Source organism: Enterococcus sp. DIV1337a (genome assembly GCF_051712285.1).
Taxonomy (GTDB): domain Bacteria; phylum Bacillota; class Bacilli; order Lactobacillales; family Enterococcaceae; genus Enterococcus; species Enterococcus faecalis.
The window spans coordinates 1,028,368-1,050,186 of sequence record NZ_JBIOOP010000001.1; the positions used below are offsets into that span (position 1 = coordinate 1,028,368).

General features: G+C 37.4%; 20 protein-coding genes. 14 read left to right on the forward strand and 6 right to left on the reverse strand.

Going from position 1 to position 21,819, the window contains the following annotated elements:
- Window positions 1-168 precede the first annotated feature (168 nt).
- Window positions 169-888: a response regulator transcription factor gene (locus IGL49_RS05065; RefSeq protein ID WP_002381953.1), complete on the forward strand. Its 720-nt coding sequence runs from the start codon at window positions 169-171 to the stop codon at window positions 886-888.
- The gene (locus tag IGL49_RS05070) at window positions 888-2,357 is read left to right on the forward strand and encodes a sensor histidine kinase (RefSeq protein ID WP_104854977.1); all 1,470 of its coding nucleotides are present in this window, start codon (window positions 888-890) and stop codon (window positions 2,355-2,357) included. The genes IGL49_RS05065 and IGL49_RS05070 overlap by 1 nt, the downstream gene beginning before the upstream one ends.
- A 38-nt stretch (window positions 2,358-2,395) precedes the next feature.
- Here IGL49_RS05070 and IGL49_RS05075 read toward each other — a convergent pair whose 3' ends face one another.
- The 3 genes from IGL49_RS05075 to IGL49_RS05085 form a co-directional block, all read right to left on the reverse strand.
- Window positions 2,396-2,947 carry a hypothetical protein gene (locus tag IGL49_RS05075; RefSeq protein WP_104854978.1) on the reverse strand — a complete coding sequence of 184 codons (552 nt, stop codon included), beginning with the start codon at window positions 2,945-2,947 and terminating at the stop codon, window positions 2,396-2,398.
- Between the two features lie 14 nt (window positions 2,948-2,961).
- Window positions 2,962-3,663, reverse strand: coding sequence for a hypothetical protein (locus tag IGL49_RS05080; protein ID WP_104854979.1), 702 nt, complete (start codon window positions 3,661-3,663; stop codon window positions 2,962-2,964).
- 105 nt (window positions 3,664-3,768) lie between these two features.
- A complete protein-coding gene (locus IGL49_RS05085) occupies window positions 3,769-5,877 on the reverse strand; it encodes an LTA synthase family protein (RefSeq protein ID WP_002357869.1) in 2,109 nt (702 codons plus the stop codon).
- A 257-nt stretch (window positions 5,878-6,134) separates the two neighbouring features.
- Between IGL49_RS05085 and IGL49_RS05090 the strand changes: the two genes are divergently transcribed.
- Window positions 6,135-7,307: a class I SAM-dependent rRNA methyltransferase gene (locus tag IGL49_RS05090; protein WP_104854980.1), complete on the forward strand. Its 1,173-nt coding sequence runs from the start codon at window positions 6,135-6,137 to the stop codon at window positions 7,305-7,307.
- Between the two features lie 65 nt (window positions 7,308-7,372).
- On the opposite strand, the gene rnhC is transcribed toward IGL49_RS05090, so the two are convergent.
- A complete protein-coding gene (gene rnhC, locus IGL49_RS05095; RefSeq protein ID WP_104854946.1) occupies window positions 7,373-8,290 on the reverse strand; it encodes a ribonuclease HIII in 918 nt (305 codons plus the stop codon).
- A gap of 218 nt (window positions 8,291-8,508) precedes the next feature.
- Between rnhC and IGL49_RS05100 the strand changes: the two genes are divergently transcribed.
- The 8 genes from IGL49_RS05100 (at window position 8,509) to rbfA (ending at window position 18,385) form a co-directional block, all read left to right on the forward strand.
- Complete coding sequence (locus tag IGL49_RS05100) at window positions 8,509-10,929, forward strand: cation-translocating P-type ATPase (protein ID WP_104854945.1); 2,421 nt, start codon at window positions 8,509-8,511, stop codon at window positions 10,927-10,929.
- 142 nt (window positions 10,930-11,071) lie between these two features.
- Entirely contained in the window at window positions 11,072-12,964 is a 1,893-nt protein-coding gene (locus IGL49_RS05105) for an Ig-like domain-containing protein (protein WP_104854944.1), read from the forward strand.
- A 205-nt stretch (window positions 12,965-13,169) separates the two neighbouring features.
- Entirely contained in the window at window positions 13,170-13,643 is a 474-nt protein-coding gene (gene rimP, locus IGL49_RS05110) for a ribosome maturation factor RimP (protein WP_002357863.1), read from the forward strand.
- A 143-nt stretch (window positions 13,644-13,786) separates the two neighbouring features.
- Window positions 13,787-14,986 (forward strand): transcription termination factor NusA, encoded by a 1,200-nt coding sequence (gene nusA, locus IGL49_RS05115; protein ID WP_002357862.1) that lies wholly within the window; start codon window positions 13,787-13,789, stop codon window positions 14,984-14,986.
- Window positions 14,987-15,006: 20 nt separating this feature from the next.
- Entirely contained in the window at window positions 15,007-15,306 is a 300-nt protein-coding gene (gene rnpM / locus IGL49_RS05120; protein WP_002363794.1) for an RNase P modulator RnpM, read from the forward strand.
- Complete coding sequence (locus tag IGL49_RS05125; RefSeq protein WP_002357860.1) at window positions 15,296-15,601, forward strand: YlxQ-related RNA-binding protein; 306 nt, start codon at window positions 15,296-15,298, stop codon at window positions 15,599-15,601. Before rnpM ends, IGL49_RS05125 begins: the two co-directional genes overlap by 11 nt.
- A gap of 12 nt (window positions 15,602-15,613) precedes the next feature.
- Complete coding sequence (infB, locus tag IGL49_RS05130) at window positions 15,614-18,010, forward strand: translation initiation factor IF-2 (protein ID WP_016617896.1); 2,397 nt, start codon at window positions 15,614-15,616, stop codon at window positions 18,008-18,010.
- A gap of 24 nt (window positions 18,011-18,034) precedes the next feature.
- A complete protein-coding gene (rbfA, locus tag IGL49_RS05135) occupies window positions 18,035-18,385 on the forward strand; it encodes a 30S ribosome-binding factor RbfA (RefSeq protein WP_002360497.1) in 351 nt (116 codons plus the stop codon).
- Window positions 18,386-18,758: 373 nt separating this feature from the next.
- Here the strand turns inward: rbfA and IGL49_RS05140 are convergent, their stop codons facing one another.
- Both IGL49_RS05140 and IGL49_RS05145 read right to left on the reverse strand, forming a co-directional pair.
- Window positions 18,759-19,244 carry a toxin gene (locus tag IGL49_RS05140; protein ID WP_162782438.1) on the reverse strand — a complete coding sequence of 162 codons (486 nt, stop codon included), beginning with the start codon at window positions 19,242-19,244 and terminating at the stop codon, window positions 18,759-18,761.
- Window positions 19,245-19,279: 35 nt separating this feature from the next.
- Window positions 19,280-19,762, reverse strand: a complete 483-nt coding sequence (locus IGL49_RS05145) for a helix-turn-helix domain-containing protein (protein WP_104854626.1) — start codon at window positions 19,760-19,762, stop codon at window positions 19,280-19,282.
- 169 nt (window positions 19,763-19,931) lie between these two features.
- Between IGL49_RS05145 and IGL49_RS05150 the strand changes: the two genes are divergently transcribed.
- From IGL49_RS05150 to IGL49_RS05160, 3 genes are read left to right on the forward strand one after another with little or no spacing between them, the layout of a single operon-like run.
- Window positions 19,932-20,114 (forward strand): hypothetical protein, encoded by a 183-nt coding sequence (locus IGL49_RS05150; protein WP_104854625.1) that lies wholly within the window; start codon window positions 19,932-19,934, stop codon window positions 20,112-20,114.
- 45 nt (window positions 20,115-20,159) lie between these two features.
- Window positions 20,160-20,915, forward strand: coding sequence for a DnaD domain protein (locus IGL49_RS05155; protein ID WP_164982892.1), 756 nt, complete (start codon window positions 20,160-20,162; stop codon window positions 20,913-20,915).
- 18 nt (window positions 20,916-20,933) lie between these two features.
- Entirely contained in the window at window positions 20,934-21,776 is an 843-nt protein-coding gene (locus IGL49_RS05160; RefSeq protein WP_104854623.1) for an ATP-binding protein, read from the forward strand.
- Window positions 21,777-21,819: the final 43 nt, after the last annotated feature.

A 21,819-nucleotide genomic window follows, 5' to 3' on the forward strand; every position in this document is an offset into this window, starting at 1 on the left:
AAAAGACAATGGGTTCACTTCGTTTTCTTTAAAAGAGCAGGAAAAAAGTGATTTTTGATAGTTCTGTAAAGGATTTTTGAAGAAATATAGAATCGGTTGGTACAAATTCAATTTTAGAGTATACTACAATAGAGCAGTCTTATGAAAAGTGAATAAGGAGTGAATGAAATGAATATATTAATGATTGAAGACAATGAATCTGTCTCAGAAATGATGCAAATGTTTTTCTTAAATGAAGGGTGGGAAGCTACCTTTAAAGATGATGGCAAAGAAGGATTGGCGACTTTTCTTGCTTCGCCAGAAAAATGGGACATGATTACATTAGATTTAAACTTACCTAGTATGGATGGGATGGCTGTTTGTCGTGAAATTCGCAAAGTTTCAGCCAATGTTCCCATTATTATGTTGACCGCTCGTGATTCTGAAAGTGACCAAGTAATTGGCCTTGAAATGGGTGCGGATGATTATGTGACAAAACCATTTAGTCCACTAACTTTGATTGCACGAATGAAAGCTTTACATCGTCGTGCCGAGGTGGCAGAGGCTGCGCATGATACGTCTGAGAATACAGATGAAACGTTTGATGTGATTACGGATCATTTTAAAATGAATACGAAAACACGAGAAACATATTTAGATAATCAATTAATTGAAGGCTTAACACCAAAAGAATTTGATTTGCTATACACCTTAGCAAAAAAACCACGCCAAGTCTTTTCACGCGAACAACTACTAGAATTGGTTTGGGACTATCAATACTTTGGCGATGAGCGGACAGTTGATGCCCATATCAAAAAATTACGACAAAAAATTGAAAAAGTGGGTCCTCAAGTCATCCAAACGGTTTGGGGCGTAGGGTATAAATTCGACGATTCAGGTGTTGCTTAATGAAATATTTATATCAACAATTACTTGCTTTTATAGGTGTGATTGCTCTGATTATTCTCATTGTCGGAACGTCTTTCACGCAGCTGACCAAGCGCACAATGCAAGAAAATAACTATGAACAGTTGTATGGTTATGCAGAATCGGCTTTAGAAACACGTGACTTTTTTATTAATGTTGCAGGCGTTTCGGATCGAGATGTTTTATCCTATTCATTTCAGTTGACTGAGCGCGTACTCCAGAAGCAAGATGTGCAATTTGTGTTTATTAACAAGGACCGTGAAGTGCAGTATCCACCAGTTGATAGCACGAAAAAATTAGACTTTTCCTTAATCGATAAAAATTGGGATCAAATCATGAAAGGCAATCGTGTTTATGCAACGGAAAACATTGATATTTACGGGGCCCGAAATACTTCGTCCTATGTAATGTTACCTGTGTATGCATCAAATCAGTCTTCTGATAAAAAAGTGATTATTGGCTCGCTAGTTATTACACAACCTGCCAAAAACGTTGACCGAAGCGTTCAGTCCGTGACACAAAACTTGATTAAAGGCTTTATTTTTTCTAGTGTGATTGCCTTGTTACTAAGTTATCTATTTGCGACTTTCCAAGTGAAACGAATTAATCGGATGCGTAAAGCCACCAAAGAAATTACTAGTGGAAATTTTGATATTCAATTACCGGTTCATGACAAAGATGAATTTGATGACCTAGCAGAAGATTTTAATAAAATGGCCGCATCTTTAAAAGAATCACAAGAAGAAATCAATCGGCAAGAAGAGCGTCGTCGTCAATTTATGGCGGATGCCTCTCATGAAATGCGGACGCCTTTAACAACTATTAATGGCTTGTTAGAGGGATTGCAGTATAATGCTATTCCTGAAAATCAAAAAGAGAATGCGATTAAACTGATGCAAAATGAGACCGCTCGCTTGATTCGCTTAGTCAATGAAAATCTTGATTATGAAAAAATTCGGACCAACCAGATTCAAATTGTTGTGAAGAAGTTCAACGGAACAGAAGCTTTAGAAAATATTGTGACGCAACTAACGGCAAAAGCTGAAGCCGCCAGTAATCGATTGTATTTAGATACCACCGAACCAATTGATGTGTATGCCGATTATGATCGTTTTGTTCAAGTAGTTGTCAATATTGTTCAAAATGCCATCCAATTTACTGAAAATGGTGAAATTCATATTGCTTTAGAAAAAGGCTATTTAGAAACCATTGTCCGCATTTCTGATACAGGAATCGGCATGACGGAAGAACAAATTCTGAATATCTGGGATCGTTATTACAAAGTAGATCCATCCCGTAAAAATACGAAATATGGAGAATCAGGATTAGGCTTACCAATCGTTCAACAATTGGTCCGCTTGCATAAAGGAAAAATCAATGTTGAGAGTGAACCTGGTAAAGGCACCACCTTTATTATTTCATTTCCTGATGTTGAAATCACTGAAAACTAAAGAAAACGTCTGGTCACAATCAGTGCCAGACGTTTTCTTTAGTTTAATAACGCATGTAGAGACAGAGGGTGCACATAGGGACTATCAATAATTTGTGGATCCTTTGTCAAGAATAGCAAGCGCTTGTTTCTTTTTTGAACTGCTATTTTTAATTGAGGTAAAATTTCTTGACGTTGTCCAATCGTTAATGAAGAAAAAATATCATCGATCACTAACGTACTTGTTTTTGAAAATAAAAGTTGTATTATGCGCATTTTAATTTTTTCAAAAGTCGTAAAAGAAGTAAAAGAACGACCAAGTAAGGCAGGTTCTAATTGGAACACTTGGAAAGCTTCGGCTAGAACTGCTTTTCGATCCCGTTCTTTAATCGTACTGGTGATAAATAAATTTTCTTCTAATGGCAAGTAGGGTAGAAAGGTTTCATTAGAAGAAAGCCTAGTAAGGGTTAGTTGGTTTCTCTGGAAAAAATCGGCCAATGCGAGTTCTTGTTCTGGAGCAGAATAAATGATTCCATAAACTTTTCGTAAAGCTAACGCATCAAATGAGGCCTTTTTTTCGGTTGTTTTTTTGAATGACGGTGTGACATTCATAGAAAATCCCTCCCTTATTTCTTATGTGTGCGTAAATAAATCAACGTGAAAGGAGTCCCGCAAACAAGAGGAATGCCAAGCAAGACTAAGCAATTGACAAAGCAGTTACGGATCGTATAAAGCGACTGCATACTTTTGAAATCAAAAGAAAACGCTTGGATCGTTTGAATCCCTAAATGCTGGATATTTGTAATCGTGACATCTTGGTCGGTACTTTTAGCTAAAAATGCTGGAGTTTCCAAATGTGAGCACTGTAAAATGGCGTCACGAACGGCCCAAAGAACGGTATTGTATGTTTCTTGAAACATTAAAGTGAAAAGTAAAAAACTGAAAATTCCTAATAGAGCCGGTAAACACAACTCTAGTAAGAGCTGTTTGGTGACATACATATTTGAAAAGTGCATGTGATACCATGTATGTATTTCTTCCTTTTTTATGCGTAATGTCACATACATCAACAGAAGAAAAGTGACACCAAAGAAAATGACACTACCTAGATAGAGGTGCCAATAGTATTGAATCAGTTGGTAATGGTAACTAGTTTGTTTTTCAATATCGACAAAGTCTGGCATCGTTCGTAAAAACTCTTTTTCAAAATCAATTAAGTTAAACAGCCCGGTCAATAAGAAAGAGAACAGGAAGAAGAAGAGTGCAGTGATTAATGTGATTTTTTTATGATAAAAACTACTAGCTGTAGCGTAACGGACACTTCTCATCAACTTTCACCTCTCTAAACTATCTTTAGTATAGTGAAATAATATGAATTAATTATGAAAAAGTAGCAAAAAAGCTTGAGCAAATTGCTCAAGCTTTTTGAAGATTTATTTACCCGTTTTTTGATAGCCTTGATAACTGTCAGTGTGATATTCATCAACGGTTGATTTATTATTGTTTTTACTGTAAACACTCGTTGATTTTTCACCTTTTTCTTTTTCAATTGCTTCCAGTTGTTGCAATTGGTTCTTGTAATCATAGTCTTCTGGGTTAACTGGTTTTAAGCCGCTATTAGTATAGAAACGAAGCAAGTCACCGTTAGTAATTTGGTCAGACGTTTCTAATTGTTTCGTCGCTTTGGCTTTTAAATCAGCGACTTCTTTCTTAACTTCTTCGGTTGGCTCTGTAATTAAAGTGCCCGTTTTAGTATCGTAAATGCTAGAACCTAAAATGGTATATTTAGGTGTTACAACATTGCCGTTTCGGAAAGCAACGATTTGATTGTGTTGTTTAGAGAATAAATCTTGGCCCAACTGAATGTAGTTTTTCGTATCGACACCAAGCAAGTGCAGAAGGGTTGGTAAGGCATCCACTTGTCCACCATACGTATGGTTCACACCGCCATTTTCTTGACCAGGAACGTGAATCATATAAGGAACACGTTGCATATTGGCATTGTCAAAATCGTTCCAATCTGCTTTGGTTTTACCTACTAACTCTGCTAAGTTTTGGTTTCTTGAATTAGAAACACCATAGTGATCGCCATAAAGGACAATGACTGAGTTTTCATAGAGACCTGAAGATTTCAAGTAGTTAAAGAATTCTTCTACTGCTTTATCTAAATAATTCGCTGTTGCGAAATAGCCATTAATTGTTTCGTCAGAGGTTTTCGCAATTGGGAATCCTGCTTCATCGTTTGTAAATTGAGAATAAGGATAATGATTGGATACAGCAATAAATTTAGAATAGAACGGTTGTTGTAAATGCTCTAAATATTGAACGGATTGATTAAAGAATGGTTTATCGTGTAACCCATATTGGAATGAGTTATCTGAATTAACATCATAATAACTAGCATCAAAGAAATAGTCATAGCCTAAACGTTTATAAGTTTCATTTCGATTCCAGAAGTTACCAGCATTTCCGTGGAAAGCAGCGCTAGTGTAGCCTTGCGTTTGTTTTAAAATATCGGGTGCTGCTTCAAACGTATTTTTCCCACCAACTTGTGTAAAGAGTGAACCTTGGTCTAAACCAAATAATGAATTTTCAAGTAACGTTTCGGCATCACTTGTTTTTCCTTGACCAACTTGGTGGAAGAAGTTATCAAAGCTAAAGGTACTTTTACTATTGTAAAGGCTATTGATAAATGGTGTGACTTCGTGTTCTACGCCATTTTCATCTTTTAATTTGTAATTAACTAAAAATTGTTGGAAACTTTCTAAATGGATATAAATTACATTTTTGCCTTTTGCAATACCAAATTTACTATCATCGGGTGCCGCATATTGTTGTTTCACATAATCTTCAACTTGTTTCATATCGTTAGCGCTAGCTTCTGCACGAACTTGGTTTGTTTGGTAAGTTGTAATGCCGTCGTATACGGTAAAGGCATTTAAGCCTAGGAATTTCACGATATAGTCACGAGAGAATTGGCGCCCTAATAATTGAGGACGTTCTGTTTCAGCCATGAATAGATTGAATAAGAAAAAGACAACAGAAAGGAGTGTGACAGAGACTGCTACACGTGCACGGACTGGACGCGCATCTGTTTTAATTTTTTTCGTTAATAATAATACGCCAATAATAATGAAGTCTAAGAAATAAATGACGTCATAAGGTCTAAAGAGACGTAAGGCACTTTCGCCAAGACCGCTAGCTACTTTGCCAGCACCAAGCATCGTATTAACTGTGATGAAGTCAGTAAATTCTCGATAATACACAACATTTGAGAAGAGTAGTAAACTCATCAAGAAGTAAATAATCATCATTGTAATATAAGAAGCTTTTTTACGGCGAACATACAAAGCGATGGCTAATAAAAAGACCGTTGTGGCAATTGGATTAATTAAGAGTATGAAGTACTCGTTAATATTTTCCAAACGTAAATGGAAATCAACGGCGTACGCAAAGAGGTTTTTTAGCCACAGTAAGATGGCGATTAGCGAGAATAACCCCAGTCGCGTGTTCAAAATATTTGTTTTAAATAATTTTTTCAAATTAAACGTCCTTTCTAAACGATGATTCTATAAAAGTAAAATTAGGTAAATTTCGTATTTTACAATATCGCTTTAATTTTACTCTTTCACAAATTTTATGTCAATTCTTACCGAAGTGAGGGAAAGCGATGTTAAAGAAAACTTACTATTTCCTTAATCTTTTTAGTTCGTTAAATAACGTGAAGCTTGATTCCTTTAAAGACAGACGGCCTTTTTTTTGCTATACTAGATAGGACTTTGAAAAGTAGGTGTACAGAATGAAATTTCAAGTAACTAAAAAAGCAGAACATAAATTTAAAAAAGGATATCCTTTAATTCAGAAAGAAGATTTGCAACAAGTGCCGGCGCCGTTGCCAACAGATTGGCTTACTTTGATTGATAGTAAAGGCCAGCGTTTAGCCGAAGGATATTTAGGCGAACAAAATAAAGGAATTGGTTGGTTGCTGTCATGGCATGGACCAATTAATCAATCTTTTTTTCAACAACTTTTTGAAATAAGTCGTGAGAAGCGGACGTCTTTTGAAAAGGATTCGCTGACAACCGCTTATCGATTATTTAATGGAGAAGGGGATGGCATTGGGGGTCTAATCATCGATCGCTATGCAGATTACGCCGTTTTTTCATGGTATAATGAAACCCTTTATCAGAAAAAAGCCGAACTTTTGACGGCGTTTCGCACAGTTTACCCTGACATTATTGGTGCCTACGAAAAGATTCGCTTTTCCACAAAAGATTTACCAGAATCACAGTTTTTATATGGCGTACAAGCACCCGAGCCATTACTTGTTACTGAAAATGGCGTTCAATTTGCTACCTATTTAAACGAAGGATTAATGACAGGCATCTTTTTAGATCAAAAAGAAGTTCGTGGTCGACTAGTTGATGGTTTTGCAGTAGGTAAAACAGTCTTAAATATGTTTAGTTATACAGGTGCTTTTTCAGTAGCTGCCGCTATGGGTGGCGCCGTAGCCACCACTAGTGTGGATTTAGCTAAACGAAGCTTACCGAAAACGACTGAGCAATTTGAAGTTAATCATTTAAATCTTGCCGCACAAAAGATTATTGTCATGGATGTTTTTGACTACTTTAAATATGCTTCCCGTAAAGACTTGCGTTATGACATGATCATTTTGGATCCGCCAAGTTTTGCTCGCAACAAAAAGAAAGTTTTTTCCGTTGCTAAAAATTATGGGGACCTAGTGAAAGATTCTATTGATATTTTAACGGATAAGGGAACGCTTATTGCCTCAACCAATGCGGCAAATTTGTCCTTAGCCAAATACCAAAAAATGGTGATCACGGCCTTACAAGAGAAAAATGTCCGTTACAAGATTACGGACACGTATCAATTACCGGTAGACTTTCAAGTGAATCCTAATTTTCCAGAAGGGAATTACTTAAAAGTCCTATTTATCGAAATTGAAAAATAATTTTTTACAACAAGCAAAAGTCCCAGCGTCACTAATCAGCGCTGGGACTTTTGCTTGTTGTTTATTTATAGTAGCTTTTGGGCTTTTTGGGTGTTTGCAAAATGCAGTTTCGCATAGTTCGCTAATAAGTCTAGGCCACCTTTTTTCAGAATACGGGCGGCTACTTGATCTGATTTGCTGCCAGCACCAGAGGGCACAGAGAAACCCAATTCTGCAGATTCTTTGTCTAACTCTTCTAAAAAAGCAGCGCGGCTAATAATAGAGGCGGCAGCAACGGCAACATGATATTGCTCTCCTTTAGTGACGAAGAACAATTTTTCAGTGACTTGATTTTTTTCATTACGAACATATTTCTGATAATTATTTTCAGGCGTGAATTGGTCAATCAAAATCCCTTCTGGCTTTGTGGGAGCCAATTCTTGTAGCAACAGATAAATCGCTTGGTTATGCAAAGCGACTTTCATGTGTACAGCATTGTAGTTTGGTTGGATCTCATTGTATTTTTTTGGTTCAACGATTAATAACTTGTAAGGAATCAGTTCTTTAATGACATGTGACAATTGAATGATTTGTGGGTCGGTTAATTCTTTGGAATCACGAACACCTAATGCTTTTAGTTTGCTAATCATGCTTTTGTCAACATATGCAGCACAGACAGTTACTGGACCAAAATAGCTACCGTTACCGACTTCATCGGAACCTATCACTGACCAGTTGCTAAAATCAGCAGGCAGCACTGTAGTCTGGGAGGAAACTTTTTTCTCTGGTGTGGTACTCGTTCCTTCCCAACGAGCGGCCTCTTTTTCAGCTTGAGGTCCCTGAAACATGACTTTACCTGATTGATAGGCGGTGATGGTAGTGGTGCCAACCTTGGCCACAAAGACTGTATAAGGGACCGTTTTATTTAAACGATTGGGTTGATAAACAGTGGTCATCTCTGCTAATGTTTTTTTACTAACTTTAATTACGTGATTCTGTGCCATCAATTGTTCCTCATTTCTTGATATTTCTTCTCTACTATAGTAAAGGAAAAACAAGTAAATGAAAAGGTTTTGCGTTAGCTTGTTCCGGAAAATGACAATGTTTAGGAAATGTATAATTTTTTTCTATAGTTGGACGCTAGTTGTTATCTAAATTTTTATTCAGTGCTATACTGTGAGATATAAGGAGACGATGAAAGAGTCGACTAGAACAAGAGGTGATGTGTTTGAGAAGGAAAAAAGAAATGCAAGAAAATGAAACAATAGTAGCGACTGCTAATGCGGAACGCTATTATCCAGAAGGTAAACAAGGCTTGACTGCCGCACAAGTGGAAGAAAGACAGCGAAAAGGCTTGGTCAACGCCGCCGTCGATACTGAGTTTATCACGACGAAACAGATTGTTATTAATAATGTATTTACGTATTTCAACTTAATTTTTGTGGTGCTGGGCGTGTTATTAATGCTTGTGCAATCTTATAAAAATATGACCTTTTTGCCAGTAGTAATCATTAATACGGTCATTGGAATTTACCAAGAAATTAAGTCGAAGAAAGTATTAGATAGTTTAAATATTCTAAACGCTACAAAAGTAACCGTTGTGAGGGATGGCCAAGAGCAAGAAATTTCGCCAGATGAACTGGTTTTGGACGATGTGGTGCTCTTTAAATCGGGTGAACAGATTTCTGGAGATGCGATTGTCTTATCTGGTGAAGTCCGTGTGAATGAATCCTTGCTAACAGGGGAATCTGATGAGATTACCAAAGTGGCAGATAGCCAACTTTTATCAGGTAGCTTTATTGTGTCAGGTTCTTGTCATGCAAGAATTGATAAAATTGGCGCTGAGGCCTATGTTCATCAATTAACGCTTGAAGCGAAATCAATTAAAAAAGGGGAACAATCAGAGATGGTTGGTTCCATTAACCGTTTGGTGAAATGGGTAGGGATTATTATTATTCCAATCGGCTGTGTCCTATTTTTCCAAAGTTATTTCATCAACCATCAAGGGCTTCATGACAGCATTGTCTCCATGGAAGCTGCCTTGATTGGGATGATTCCGGAAGGGTTGTACCTTTTAACAACCGTTGCATTAGCTGCCAGCACAATGCGCTTAGCGAAGCGCGGCGTTTTATTGCACAACATGAAAAGTATCGAATCCTTAGCACGTGTCGATGTGTTATGTGTAGATAAAACAGGAACAATTACTGAAAACACGATGGAAGTCCAAGAGTTGGTTCCTGTGGTGAGTATCGAAAATGACGGTACAGACTTAACCAATGTCGAAAAATTAATTGGCGATTTTTGCCGAACAATGTCAGCTGACAATGATACGATGAAAGCGATGAAAGAATTTTTTGTTACTAATAATCAGAGGGAAGCCGTTAGCTATACCTCGTTTTCGTCTGTTGAAAAATTTAGTAGCGTGACTTTTCCAGAAGCGACGTATATTCTTGGGGCGCCAGAGATGATTTTGAGAGATAATTATGAAATGTATCAATCTGAAGTGGAACATTATACAAGTCAAGGTTATCGCTTATTGGTGTTCGGAAAGTATTTAGGAGAATTTCAGGAAACGTTGGCAGCAGAGGTTCAACCTCTAGGCTACATTCTTCTTTGGAATCCGATTCGTAAAGAAGCCAAAGCAACTTTTGAATATTTTGCTGAACAAAATGTGGCCATTAAGGTCATTTCTGGTGATAATCCTTTAACAGTATCCAATGTAGCACAAGCGGCAGGCATTATTGGTGCTGAAAATTATGTGGACGCGCGAACATTAACTACAATGGAAGCCCAGACAGAAGCCTTAGAAAAATACACCGTTTTTGGTCGTGTCACGCCAGAACAAAAGAAACAATTTGTGCTATTGTTGAAAAAATTAGATCATACAGTGGCGATGACAGGGGATGGAGTCAATGATATTTTAGCCATGAAAGAAGCAGATTGTAGTATTGCCATGGCTTCAGGAAATCAAGCTACAGCACAAGCCTCGCAAGTTGTGTTGTTAGATTCTGATTTTTCAACGATGCCGGAGGTTGTCTTTGAAGGCCGCCAAGTAGTTAATAATATTGAACGCTCTTCAAGTTTATTCCTTGTAAAAAATATTTTCTCCTTGCTGATGTCTGTCTTTGCTATGATTTTTGCCGTGACATATCCTTTACAACCGACGCAAGTCACATTGATTAGTTTATTTACAATTGGGATCCCTTCGACATTTCTAGCTTTGGAACCAAATCATCGCCGCATTGAAGGGAAGTTTCTTTTCAATGTATTATCAAAAGCAATTCCTGGTGGTTTAACGGATATGTTGGTAGTCGGTGCCTTACTAATTTGTGGTGATATTCTTGCACTTCAAAAAACGGACATTTCAACAACTGCAACATTGTTACTAGTTTCAGTCGGTTTTATGGTTCTTTATAAAATTAGTTCACCAATGAATCGTTACCGCAAACGTGTGATGATTGGCTGTTTAATCGGAATGGTCATTACAAGTATTTCCATGAAAAACTTGTTCTCGTTAACTTCGGTATCGCCAACTGCCTTGTTACTTTTAGTCATTCTTTTCTTTGCAGCAGATTCAACTTTCCAACACTTATCAACCATTTCTGAAAAAGTTCAATTATGGTTTTATAAGAAAAGACATTAGAAGCAAAACACCGAGCCAAAATAATTTTGGCTCGGTGTTTTTTGTTTTTTATTGTTGGGAAAAATAAAAACACTTACACCTAGTTCGTCCTTGATAGTATAAACCTAACCAATTATTTTAGGTTAGAAAGGATTGAATAAAAATGAAAAAAAGAAGTTTTATTTATTGGGGGATGTTTTTCATTCTTTTGTCGACACTGATAACGCCTTTTCTGAAACTTGAAACAGGATATGCGCAAACGGTACCAACTAGTACCAGTGAAACTAATCAAATTGCCGTTACGCCAAACGTAGTGCCACGTAAACAAGTGGGCAACATTGTGACAGCGATTCAGCTAACGGACAAAGAGGGAAACCCACTTGGTACGATTAATCAATATACAGACATCTACCTCCAGATTGATTTCAGCTTACCGAATAATACCGTTAACAGTGGGGATACGAGTGTGATTACATTGCCCGAAGAACTACGTCTCGATAAAAATATGACCTTTAATGTAGTAGATGATACGGGCGCTGTGGTTGCAATCGCACAGACCGACGTAGCGAATAAAACTGTCACGTTAACGTATACAGATTACGTAGAAAACCATGCCAATATTAGTGGGTCTTTGTATTTTACTAGTTTAATTGATTTCGAAAACGTAGAAAATGAATCCAAGATTCCTATTTACGTCACTGTTGAAGGGGAAAAAATATTTGCTGGCGAGCTTGATTACCAAGGCGAAGGCGACGATGTTAATGAAAAGTTTAGCAAGTATTCATGGTTTATTGAAGACAATCCAACCGAAATTTACAATGTGCTACGGATAAATCCAACCGGGCAAACGTATACTGATTTAGAAGTGGAAGATGTGCTAAAAACAGAAAGTTTAAGTTATATGAAAGACACTATGAAAATTGAACGAGGACAATGGACACTGGATGGAAATGCTATTTGGCAGTTCACGCCAGAGGCCGACATTACTGGCCAGTTGTCTGTCCAGTATGGTCCTGGTGATCGTAATTTTTCGGTGCATTTTGGCAATATTGGAACCAATGAATATCGTATCACCTATAAAACCAAAATCGATCATCTTCCCGAAAAAGGTGAAACCTTCACAAATTATGCTAAATTAACAGAAAATCAAACGGTGGTGGAAGAAGTCGAAGTGAGCCGTGTCTCACAAACGGGTGGTGGAGAAGCTAATGGTGAACAATATGTTGTTGAGATTCATAAAGAAGATGAAGCGGGCCAGCGTTTAGCAGGTGCAGAATTTGAACTCATTCGTGACTCAACCAATCAAAAAGTGGCCAAAATCACAACAGATCAAAACGGAACAGCGATTGTTAAAGGCTTGTTAAAAGATAACTATACTTTAGAAGAAACAAAAGCCCCTACTGGTTACCAACTTTCGCAAAACAAGATTCCAATAACACCAGAAGACTTTGGCAAAAACTTAGTTGCGCTGAAAACTGTTGTGAATCATAAAATTTCATATCAACCAGTCGCTGCTTCATTTTTAGCTGGAAAAGTTCTTTTAGGAAAACCACTGAAGGATGCTGAATTTCAATTTGAATTGTTAGATGAGAAAGGTACAGTACTAGAAACGGTTAGTAACGATACTTTAGGGAAAATTCAATTTTCACCATTAACCTTTGAAACTCCTGGAAACTATCAATACACCATTCGGGAAGTAAACACGCAACAGGCAGGTGTTTCCTACGATACGCATAATCTTCAAGTTCAAGTAACCGTCAAGGCGCGTTTAGGGACTCTTGAGGCGACTATTCAGTATGATGGAGGTCAAGTATTTACTAATCACTATACGCCAGAAAAACCTATAGAAAGTACCACACCGCCAACGAGTGGGACAACAGATACTACCACAAATTCAACCACAGAAACAGTCATTACTTCAAAAAACCATGAAAAACAGGCGATTCGTAATAAAGAATTGCCAAAAACAGGAGAAACAAAAGAAAACGCATTTCTTTTCTTAGGTAGCCTTCTTTTGATTCAAGGAGTATTTATCTATTTTAAAACGAAAAAATAATCGCTTAGATAGTTTCAGTAATCGAGACAAAATGTGCAAATTTCGAGAGATTTAGCTTGTTCATTTGAGTTTGGAGTGGTTCTGTGCTATACTATCTTTAGCGTAATGATACTAGTTGGGAGTGAGCGGATTTCTGCTCACTCTTTTTGATGGAAAAGTCATCAGGACACGGTTCGTTACATCAATCTCGAAGGAGGCGAAAATTTTGAGTAGTGCTGTGGAAACTGTAACAAAGTTAGTCACACCAATCTTAGAAGAACAAAATTTTGAACTTGTGGAAGTAGAGTTTGTTAAGGAAGGAAAAAATTGGTTTTTACGAGTATTTATCGATAAAGAAGGTGGCATTGATATTGAGGAATGTGCCTTTGTCAGCGAAAAATTAAGTGAAAAACTAGATGCAATGGATCCAGATCCAATTCCGCAAGCGTACTTTCTGGAAGTTTCTTCTCCGGGAGCAGAACGTCCGTTAAAGAAAGAAAGCGATTATGAACAAGCGGTAGGTAAGTACATTCATATTTCTCTTTATCAAGCAGTTGATGGAGAAAAACAGATTGAAGGTACCTTAGTCCATCTTGATTCAGAACAATTAACATTAAGTGTAAAAATTAAAACCAGAGTGAAGGAAATGACTTTTGAACGTAAAAATATCGCAAAAGCTCGTTTAGCCATTCAATTTTAATCAACAGACTCGAATGTAAAAAAGGGTCCACTAAAAGTTTTACTTTTAGCCGGGCCTGTGACAAGTTTTAACGAGAAGTTTTTCCCTTGGAAGAAGAACCACTCGTTCAGCTTTAACGAATCCATAGGAGGAAAAGAAAAACAATGAGCAAAGAAATGTTAAATGCATTAGACGTATTAGAAGCTGAAAAAGGGATTCCTAAAGATACGGTGATTGAAGCGTTACAAGCAGCTTTAGTTTCTGCATATAAAAGACATTATGGACAAGCAAGCAACGTCGAAGTTGAATTTGAACCAAAAAAAGGCAATATTCACGTGTATGCTGTCAAAGAAGTAACAGAAGAAGTATTTGATTCACAATTGGAAGTTTCATTAAAAGATGCCGTTGCATTAAATGGTGCATATGAAATCGGCGACAAAATTCGTTTTGAAGTTACGCCAAAAGACTTTGGCCGCATTGCTGCCCAAACAGCAAAGCAAGTAATTTTACAACGTGTCCGTGAAGCAGAAAGAACAATTATTTATAATGAATTTAGCGAATACGAAAATGACATCATGCAAGGAATTGTTGAACGTCAAGATCGTCGTTATATTTATGTAAACTTAGGTAAAATCGAAGCAGTCTTATCAAAACAAGATCAAATGCCAAATGAATTTTACCAACCGCATGATCGGATTAAAGTTTACGTATCACGTGTTGAAAACACATCAAAAGGCCCACAAGTTTTTGTAAGCCGTAGTCATCCAGATTTATTAAAACGTCTTTTTGAACAAGAAATTCCAGAAGTTTATGATGGAATTGTTGAAATCGTAAGCGTCGCTCGTGAAGCTGGCGATCGTTCAAAAGTAGCTGTTCGTTCAACAGATCCTAATATTGACCCAGTGGGTACCTGTGTCGGTCCAAAAGGCCAACGTGTCCAAGCGATTGTGAATGAATTAAAAGGCGAAAATATGGATATTGTGGAATGGAACGAAGATCCAGCTATTTATATTAGTAATGCCTTGAATCCAGCTCAAGTATTAGATGTTATTTTTGATCCAGAAAATAGCAAAGCATGTACAGTCGTTGTACCTGATTATCAATTGTCATTAGCAATTGGTAAACGTGGTCAAAATGCGCGCTTAGCTGCTAAATTAACGGGCCATAAAATCGATATCAAATCAGAATCTGATATGGCTGAATTTTATGAACAACAAGCCAACCAAGAAGTTGCCGAAGTGGCAGAAGAAATGGATGAAGCAATTATCCATTCAGATATGACGGCAGATGATTACGAAAACTTGGCTGCGGAAGAAGCAGTTGTTGAAGCAGAAATTACAGAAGAATTACCTGAACAAGAATAACGTTTTTGGAGGGTGAAAAAATGAAAAAGAGAAAAATTCCAATGCGTAAATCGGTTGTTTCAGGCGAAATGAAACCGAAAAAAGAATTAGTCAGAATTACTCGCTCCAAAGAAGGAGAAGTGGCCTTAGATCCAACTGGTAAATTACCTGGACGTGGCGCTTACGTTGATTTGGATCCTGCGGAAGTCCAAAAAGCTTGGGATAAAAAAATTCTTGATCGTGTCTTAGAAACAAAATTAAGTGATGAATTTTATCAAGAACTATTGGATTATGTAACGCATCAAAAAGCCCGCAAAGAGTTGTTTGGCGATGGAAAATAAAACTAAAATTTTGAACCTTTTAGGTTTAGCAATGCGCGCCGGTAAATTAGTCACAGGCGAGGAATTAACCCTTAAAGATATTCGTGCCAACAAAGCGAAATTTGTGTTTGTTGCGCAAGATGCCAGTGAGAATACTAGAAAGAAAATCAAGGACAAAAGTTCTTATTATAATGTTCCTGTTAGCGAACTGTTCAGTCAATTCGAGCTCAGCCAAGCGATTGGGCGACCACGAATGGTTATCGGAGTAACTGATGCAGGATTTGCCACCAAAATCAAGGAATTACTAAAAGGTTAGGAAGGTGATTGCATGGGAAAAAAAAGAATTTATGAACTAGCAAAAGAAATGAATAAAGCAAGCAAAGACGTTGTCGATAAAGCGCATCAATTAGGTATGGATGTTAAAAACCATATGGGCGCAATTAGTTCCGAGCAAGAAACAAAGCTTCGTCAAGCATTCGGAGGAGGAAGTACCGTAAATACTCAATCAAAAGCAACAAACAACCAAAAGCCACAAACAACACAAAATAAACCAGCCAATAAGAAACCAATGAACAATAAACCTGGTGAACAAAGAAATAACCAAAATCGTCCAAACAATCAATCAACGAATGGACAACAAAGAAACAACAACAACCAAAATCGTCACGGCCAAAGCAACACACAAAACCGTAGCAATCAAACAAATACAAACAATCAAAACCGCAATACCCAAAACAATAACGGTTCTACAACTAATCAAAATCGGACCAGCCAAAATAACAATGGCGGGAACAACCAAAACCGTGGCGGCCAAAACCGTAACAACAATTTTGGTGGCGGTCAAAATCGTAATAACCGGAATAACTTTAATAACCAAAACCGCAATCGTTTCAATAAAAAAGGGAAAAAAGGCAAACATCAACAAGAATCAGCGAAGCCAGCAGTACCAGCACGTAAATTCCGTGAATTACCAGATGTTTTAGAATATACAGAAGGTATGAACGTGGCGGATATTGCGAAAAAAATCCACCGCGAACCAGCGGAAATCATCAAAAAATTATTTATGATGGGTGTCATGGTTAACCAAAACCAAGCCTTAGATAAAGATACAATTGAATTATTAGCTGTGGACTATGGCATGGAACCGCAAGAAAAAGTTCAAGTTGATATTGCGGACATTGATAAATTCTTCGAACCAGAAGCAGTTGTTGAAGAAAACTTAACTACACGTCCCCCTGTTGTCACAATCATGGGACACGTAGACCACGGGAAAACAACATTATTAGATACATTGCGTCATTCTCGTGTGACTTCAGGTGAAGCGGGCGGAATCACGCAGCATATTGGTGCTTATCAGTTAGATATTGATGGCAAACCAATTACATTCTTAGATACACCAGGACATGCGGCCTTTACTAGTATGCGTGCGCGCGGTGCCAGCATCACTGATATTACCATCTTAGTTGTTGCAGCGGACGATGGAGTAATGCCACAAACAATTGAAGCGATTAACCATGCCAAAGCGGCAAAAGTGCCAATTATTGTAGCAGTTAACAAAATTGATAAGCCTGGTGCGAATCCTGATCATGTGAAACAAGAATTAAGCGAACATGAATTAATTCCTGAAGAATGGGGCGGAGATACGATTTTCGTCAATATTTCAGCGAAATTCAATCAAAACATTGATGAGCTATTGGAAAATATTTTATTGATTGCTGAAGTAGAAGACTTAAAAGCTGATCCAACGCAAAAAGCAATTGGAACAGTGATTGAAGCGCGCTTGGATAAAGGGAAAGGTCCGGTTGCGACATTACTCGTTCAACAAGGAACTTTACATGTTGGTGATCCAATCGTGGTTGGTAATACTTACGGACGTGTTCGTGTGATGACCAATGACATGGGCCGCCGTGACAAAGAAGCAGGACCCGCAACTCCTGTGGAAATTACCGGATTAAATGATGTCCCTCAAGCGGGTGATCGTTTTGTGGTCTTTGAAGATGAAAAAACAGCACGTCAAGCAGGGGAAGAACGGGCTAAACGTGCGTTACTTGAACAACGTTCAGCAAGTAGCCGTGTGACATTGGATAACTTATTTGAAAGCCTAAAAGAAGGCGAATTAAAAGAAGTTAATATCATTGTCAAAGCAGACGTACAAGGATCTGCCGAAGCCGTTTCAGCAAGTTTACAAAAAATTGATGTAGAAGGCGTTCGTGTGAAAATTGTTCACGCGGCAGTTGGGGCCATCAATGAAAGCGACGTAACTTTAGCCGCAGCAAGTAATGCGATTATTATCGGCTTTAACGTTCGACCAACACCACAAGCGAAACAACAAGCAGAACAAGAAGAAGTTGATATTCGTTTACACCGCATTATCTATAAAGCCCTAGAAGAAATCGAAACAGCGATGAAAGGGTTATTAGATCCAGAATTTGAAGAAAAAATTACGGGTCAAATGACGGTTCGTGAATTATACAAAGTATCTAAAGTTGGCACAATCGCTGGCTGTTATGTTACAGAAGGCTTTATTCGCCGCGATAGTGGCGTGCGTGTCATTCGTGATGGTATTGTTATTTATGAAGGTAAATTAGCAAGCTTGAAACGCTTTAAAGATGACGTGAAAGAAGTCAAACTTGGTTTTGAATGTGGTGCTATGATTGAAAACTTCAATGATTTACGTGTAGATGATGCGATTGAAGGCTTCATTATGGAAGAAATCAAACAATAATTTTAGTAATTGGAGGAAGACACTATGGCAAATTATCGTGACCGTCGTGTAGGCCAAGAAATCATGCGTGAAGTGAATGATATCTTGAACAAACGCATCAGAGATCCACGCGTCCAAGGCATCACTATTACAGATGTTCGTGTGACCGGTGATTTACAACAAGCAACGATTTATTACAGCTTGTTATCTGATTTAGCTTCCGAACAACAAAAAGCTCAACAAGGCTTAGACAAAGCCAAAGGACTGATTCGTAAAGAATTAGGACAACGGTTAACCTTGTATAAAACACCAGAGTTGATTTTTGAAAGAGACGAATCTGTCCAATACGGAAATCACATTGATGAGTTGATTCGTAAGTTGAATCAAGGTGAATAATTAAAAAGAAAAAGCACACCAGACGAATGGTGTGCTTTTTCTTTTCATGATTTCTTGATAAAATAGTCATGGAGGTGCAAAGATGAAAAGGATTGTTGCTTTCTATAAAAATGGAGATCGTTATTTAAAAGAAATGGGTTCAGGCAATAGTTTCCTGTACTTTTTTCTTTTCTTCTTTGTACTACATAGTATGCGGGAACGCATTATTCAGTTCATCGGATTTTGTCCGTCATTTATATTCGTCCTTATACTTGTTCCCAATCTTATGCTTGGCGTTGGACATATTAACCATTGGTACAAAAACCGCTCTTGAAATTTCCAGAATACTTAAAAAGCATGGAACAAAATCAATAAGGATTTTGTTCCATGCTTTTTAAGTTAACCCAGTATTTAACACCATCACAGAATAATCCTTAAATTCAAAAATTCGTCCTTTATAAAGATAAGTGGCGCCATACTTTTGTCGATAGTACGTAATCACATTTTTTAATGTTTCAACATCGATTTCCAAAAATTCAGCACAAGAATAATGGTTACTTAAGCCAGCTTCAGAGCAACGAATTAAATCGTCTAACGTAACTAATTGCTCTAAGGCCACATTGCGGGCTTTCAACTCTTGCTTCCGATTTTCTGTACAATTTTGATTTAAAATAGTGCCAACGGATGTTTGATAATGTCCGTATTCTTCGGCTAAAATATGCTTCTTTTGACGAGTACTTAATGTTTTTTCAATATAAATTTTACCATTTCGATACAACCCATAACAACCTGTTTGATTGTATAAATCAATCTCCAAAACTGTCACATCCTTTTGAATGGAACTGACGAGTTTTTCATAATCATTCACTTTACCATTCACCTGCCATTACTTAATAAAAAAGAGTAGATGGGAAGTTAATCCTCTTTTTTGTCAGAAGAAATCGATTGTTGATATTTGGCATCAATTTCATCCAAGTAATCGTGAATTTTCTCGATTTCTTCTTTTGAAAATATCTTTTCTGGATCCCCAGCGTGGGCAGCCAGTGTCATTTCGTCACGGCGAGGGAATGAGAGAATTTCTGCTTGCGTTTGTTGTTCGTGTAATTGTTGTTCGGCAAATTGATAAACGATAGCTTGTCGTTGGGGTTCTAATTTTTTATAAATGCGGTCAATAGTTGAGGCATTTTTTTCCATGGGAACCTCTTGTCCCATCAACCAGGCCTCATTAATGTCTAATGCATCTGCAATGCGATAAACTTTGTCTTGTTTCGCTTCGTAACGACCAGCTAGCCAATCGCTGATCGAAGATTTACCGATGCCAGTTTTTTTCGCTAATTCACTAGGTTTGATGTTCTTGACTGTTAAAGCCTCTTTTAAACGGATAGCAAAAATGTTCATATTTCCGAACCTCCTATTGCCTCAAAGTATACTATATCTGTTTAGAGAAGGCAAGTAACAATCTCAATTAAAATCACCTGTTCATAAAACCGAACTTATGAGTTGACAGTGAAAATATTTGGTGCTAAGATAGAGCCATTCAGATGTTCGGTTAACTGAACAAATTTTTTTGAGCATCTTGTTCGGAAAACCGTATTTTGGTGGAAAGGGTGAAGAAATGAGTCGGAACTATAAAAAAACGTTGTCGGATATGTTACTTTTAGCAATTATTTTATTAATAAGCAGTGTCTCAATAAAAATTGGGGCCATCGTGATTGGTATGATTGGCCTCATGGAATTACTAACAGAATAACAATAATTTAGTCAAAAGGAGAGAAGCGGATTGGCAGAACGACGCATGTTTGCAAAAACGATTATTGATAGTGATGCGTTTTTAGATATGCCCTTATCAAGTCAGGCCCTGTATTTTCATTTATCGATGCGTGCCGATGATGATGGATTTATCAATAATCCCAAAAAATTGCAGCGAATGGTTGGTTGTGGGGAAGACGATCTAAAATTGCTAATGGTTAAAAAATTTATTCTAGTATTTGAAAGTGGTGTGATCGTTATCAAACATTGGAAAATTCATAATTATATTCGCAGTGATCGTTACAAACCAACCTTGTATCAAGAAGAAAAAAATCAGATTGTTGAAAAAAATAGCAAAGCTTATACGTTTCAAACAGAATCGTCTATTAGTGGTCAACCAGCTGACTACCAACGGTTACCACAGGAAAGCTTAGTCCAGTCTAAATTAGGTCAGAGTCAAGGTAGTAGTTCAGAAAACAACTGTTTAAAGATGATTTATCACTTTTACGAGGAGAACGGCTTTGGCACTCTAGCTTCAAAAACAAGCCAAGATTTTAAGTATTGGTTGCAAGATTTTATTCAAAAAGGGGCTAGCCAAGAGGAAGCATGCCAATTAATCTTGCATGCTTTAGGGATTGCCGTTGATCGAAATAAACGGAATTATGGCTATGTAAATGCTATTTTGAAAAGTTGGGAACAACAAAATTATTTATCCGTACATGCAGTTCTAGTAAATGATAAAAAACAAGTGTTGGAGCATACGCCGCAAATGACAGAAGAATATCAAGAGTTAGGTTTTTAAAGAAAGGAGGAAATCAGTATGCATGCGACAGATCAAACTTTTCAAATACTATTGAGTCAATTGTTAGAAAAAGTTGAAGACCGTTGTCCTGAATGTGGCAGTGAACAATATGTTTGGCAACAAAAAAATAAAGATGGCACAGAACGTTGTGCCCCAACTTGTTGGTCGTGTGGGTATAAAATGCTAAAAAAACATGAACAAGAAGCCACTCAACAACGTTCTCAAGAGAGTTTTATAGCGCGTACACAAAAATTTTTTCATCAAGGGTCCTTAATTGCTGATGATGCGCTACGGCAATGTCGCTTAACCAATTACCAAACCACTGAATTAGAAACAAGACAAGCAAAAGAGCGGGCCTTAGCAGCAGTTTCAGCGATTGTTGAAGGAAAGCCAATCCACGTTATTTTTTCAGGGAAACCGGGTGTCGGTAAAAGTCATTTGGCTATCAGTATTTTACATGAAGTCTTAGAACGCTCTGCATATCAAAAGTATTGTTTATTTGTCAGCTACTCTGAGTTATTAGAAAAACTAAAAATGTCCATGAATGAGTCGGCCAAAAGCCAAGCAAAGGCTCAAGCGTATATTACTAGAATGAAGAAAGCAGATGTTTTGGTCTTAGATGATTTAGGTGCTGAATTAGGAATTAAAAATAAAGTTAGTACGGATTTTAATAATGACATCTTAAATCGAATTTTAGAAGCTAGACAGAATAAAGCAACTATTTTTACTACTAATTTTTCTGGAAAACAACTAGTGGCGGCCTATGGAACACGTATTATTTCTCGTCTAATGAAGCACGCCAGTGGCTATGTTTTCCAATATAAAGACACAACAGACAAACGAATGAGGAGTGTGAAATAAATATGTTAACAATTATTATAGGGTTTATCTTTTGGACAATGAC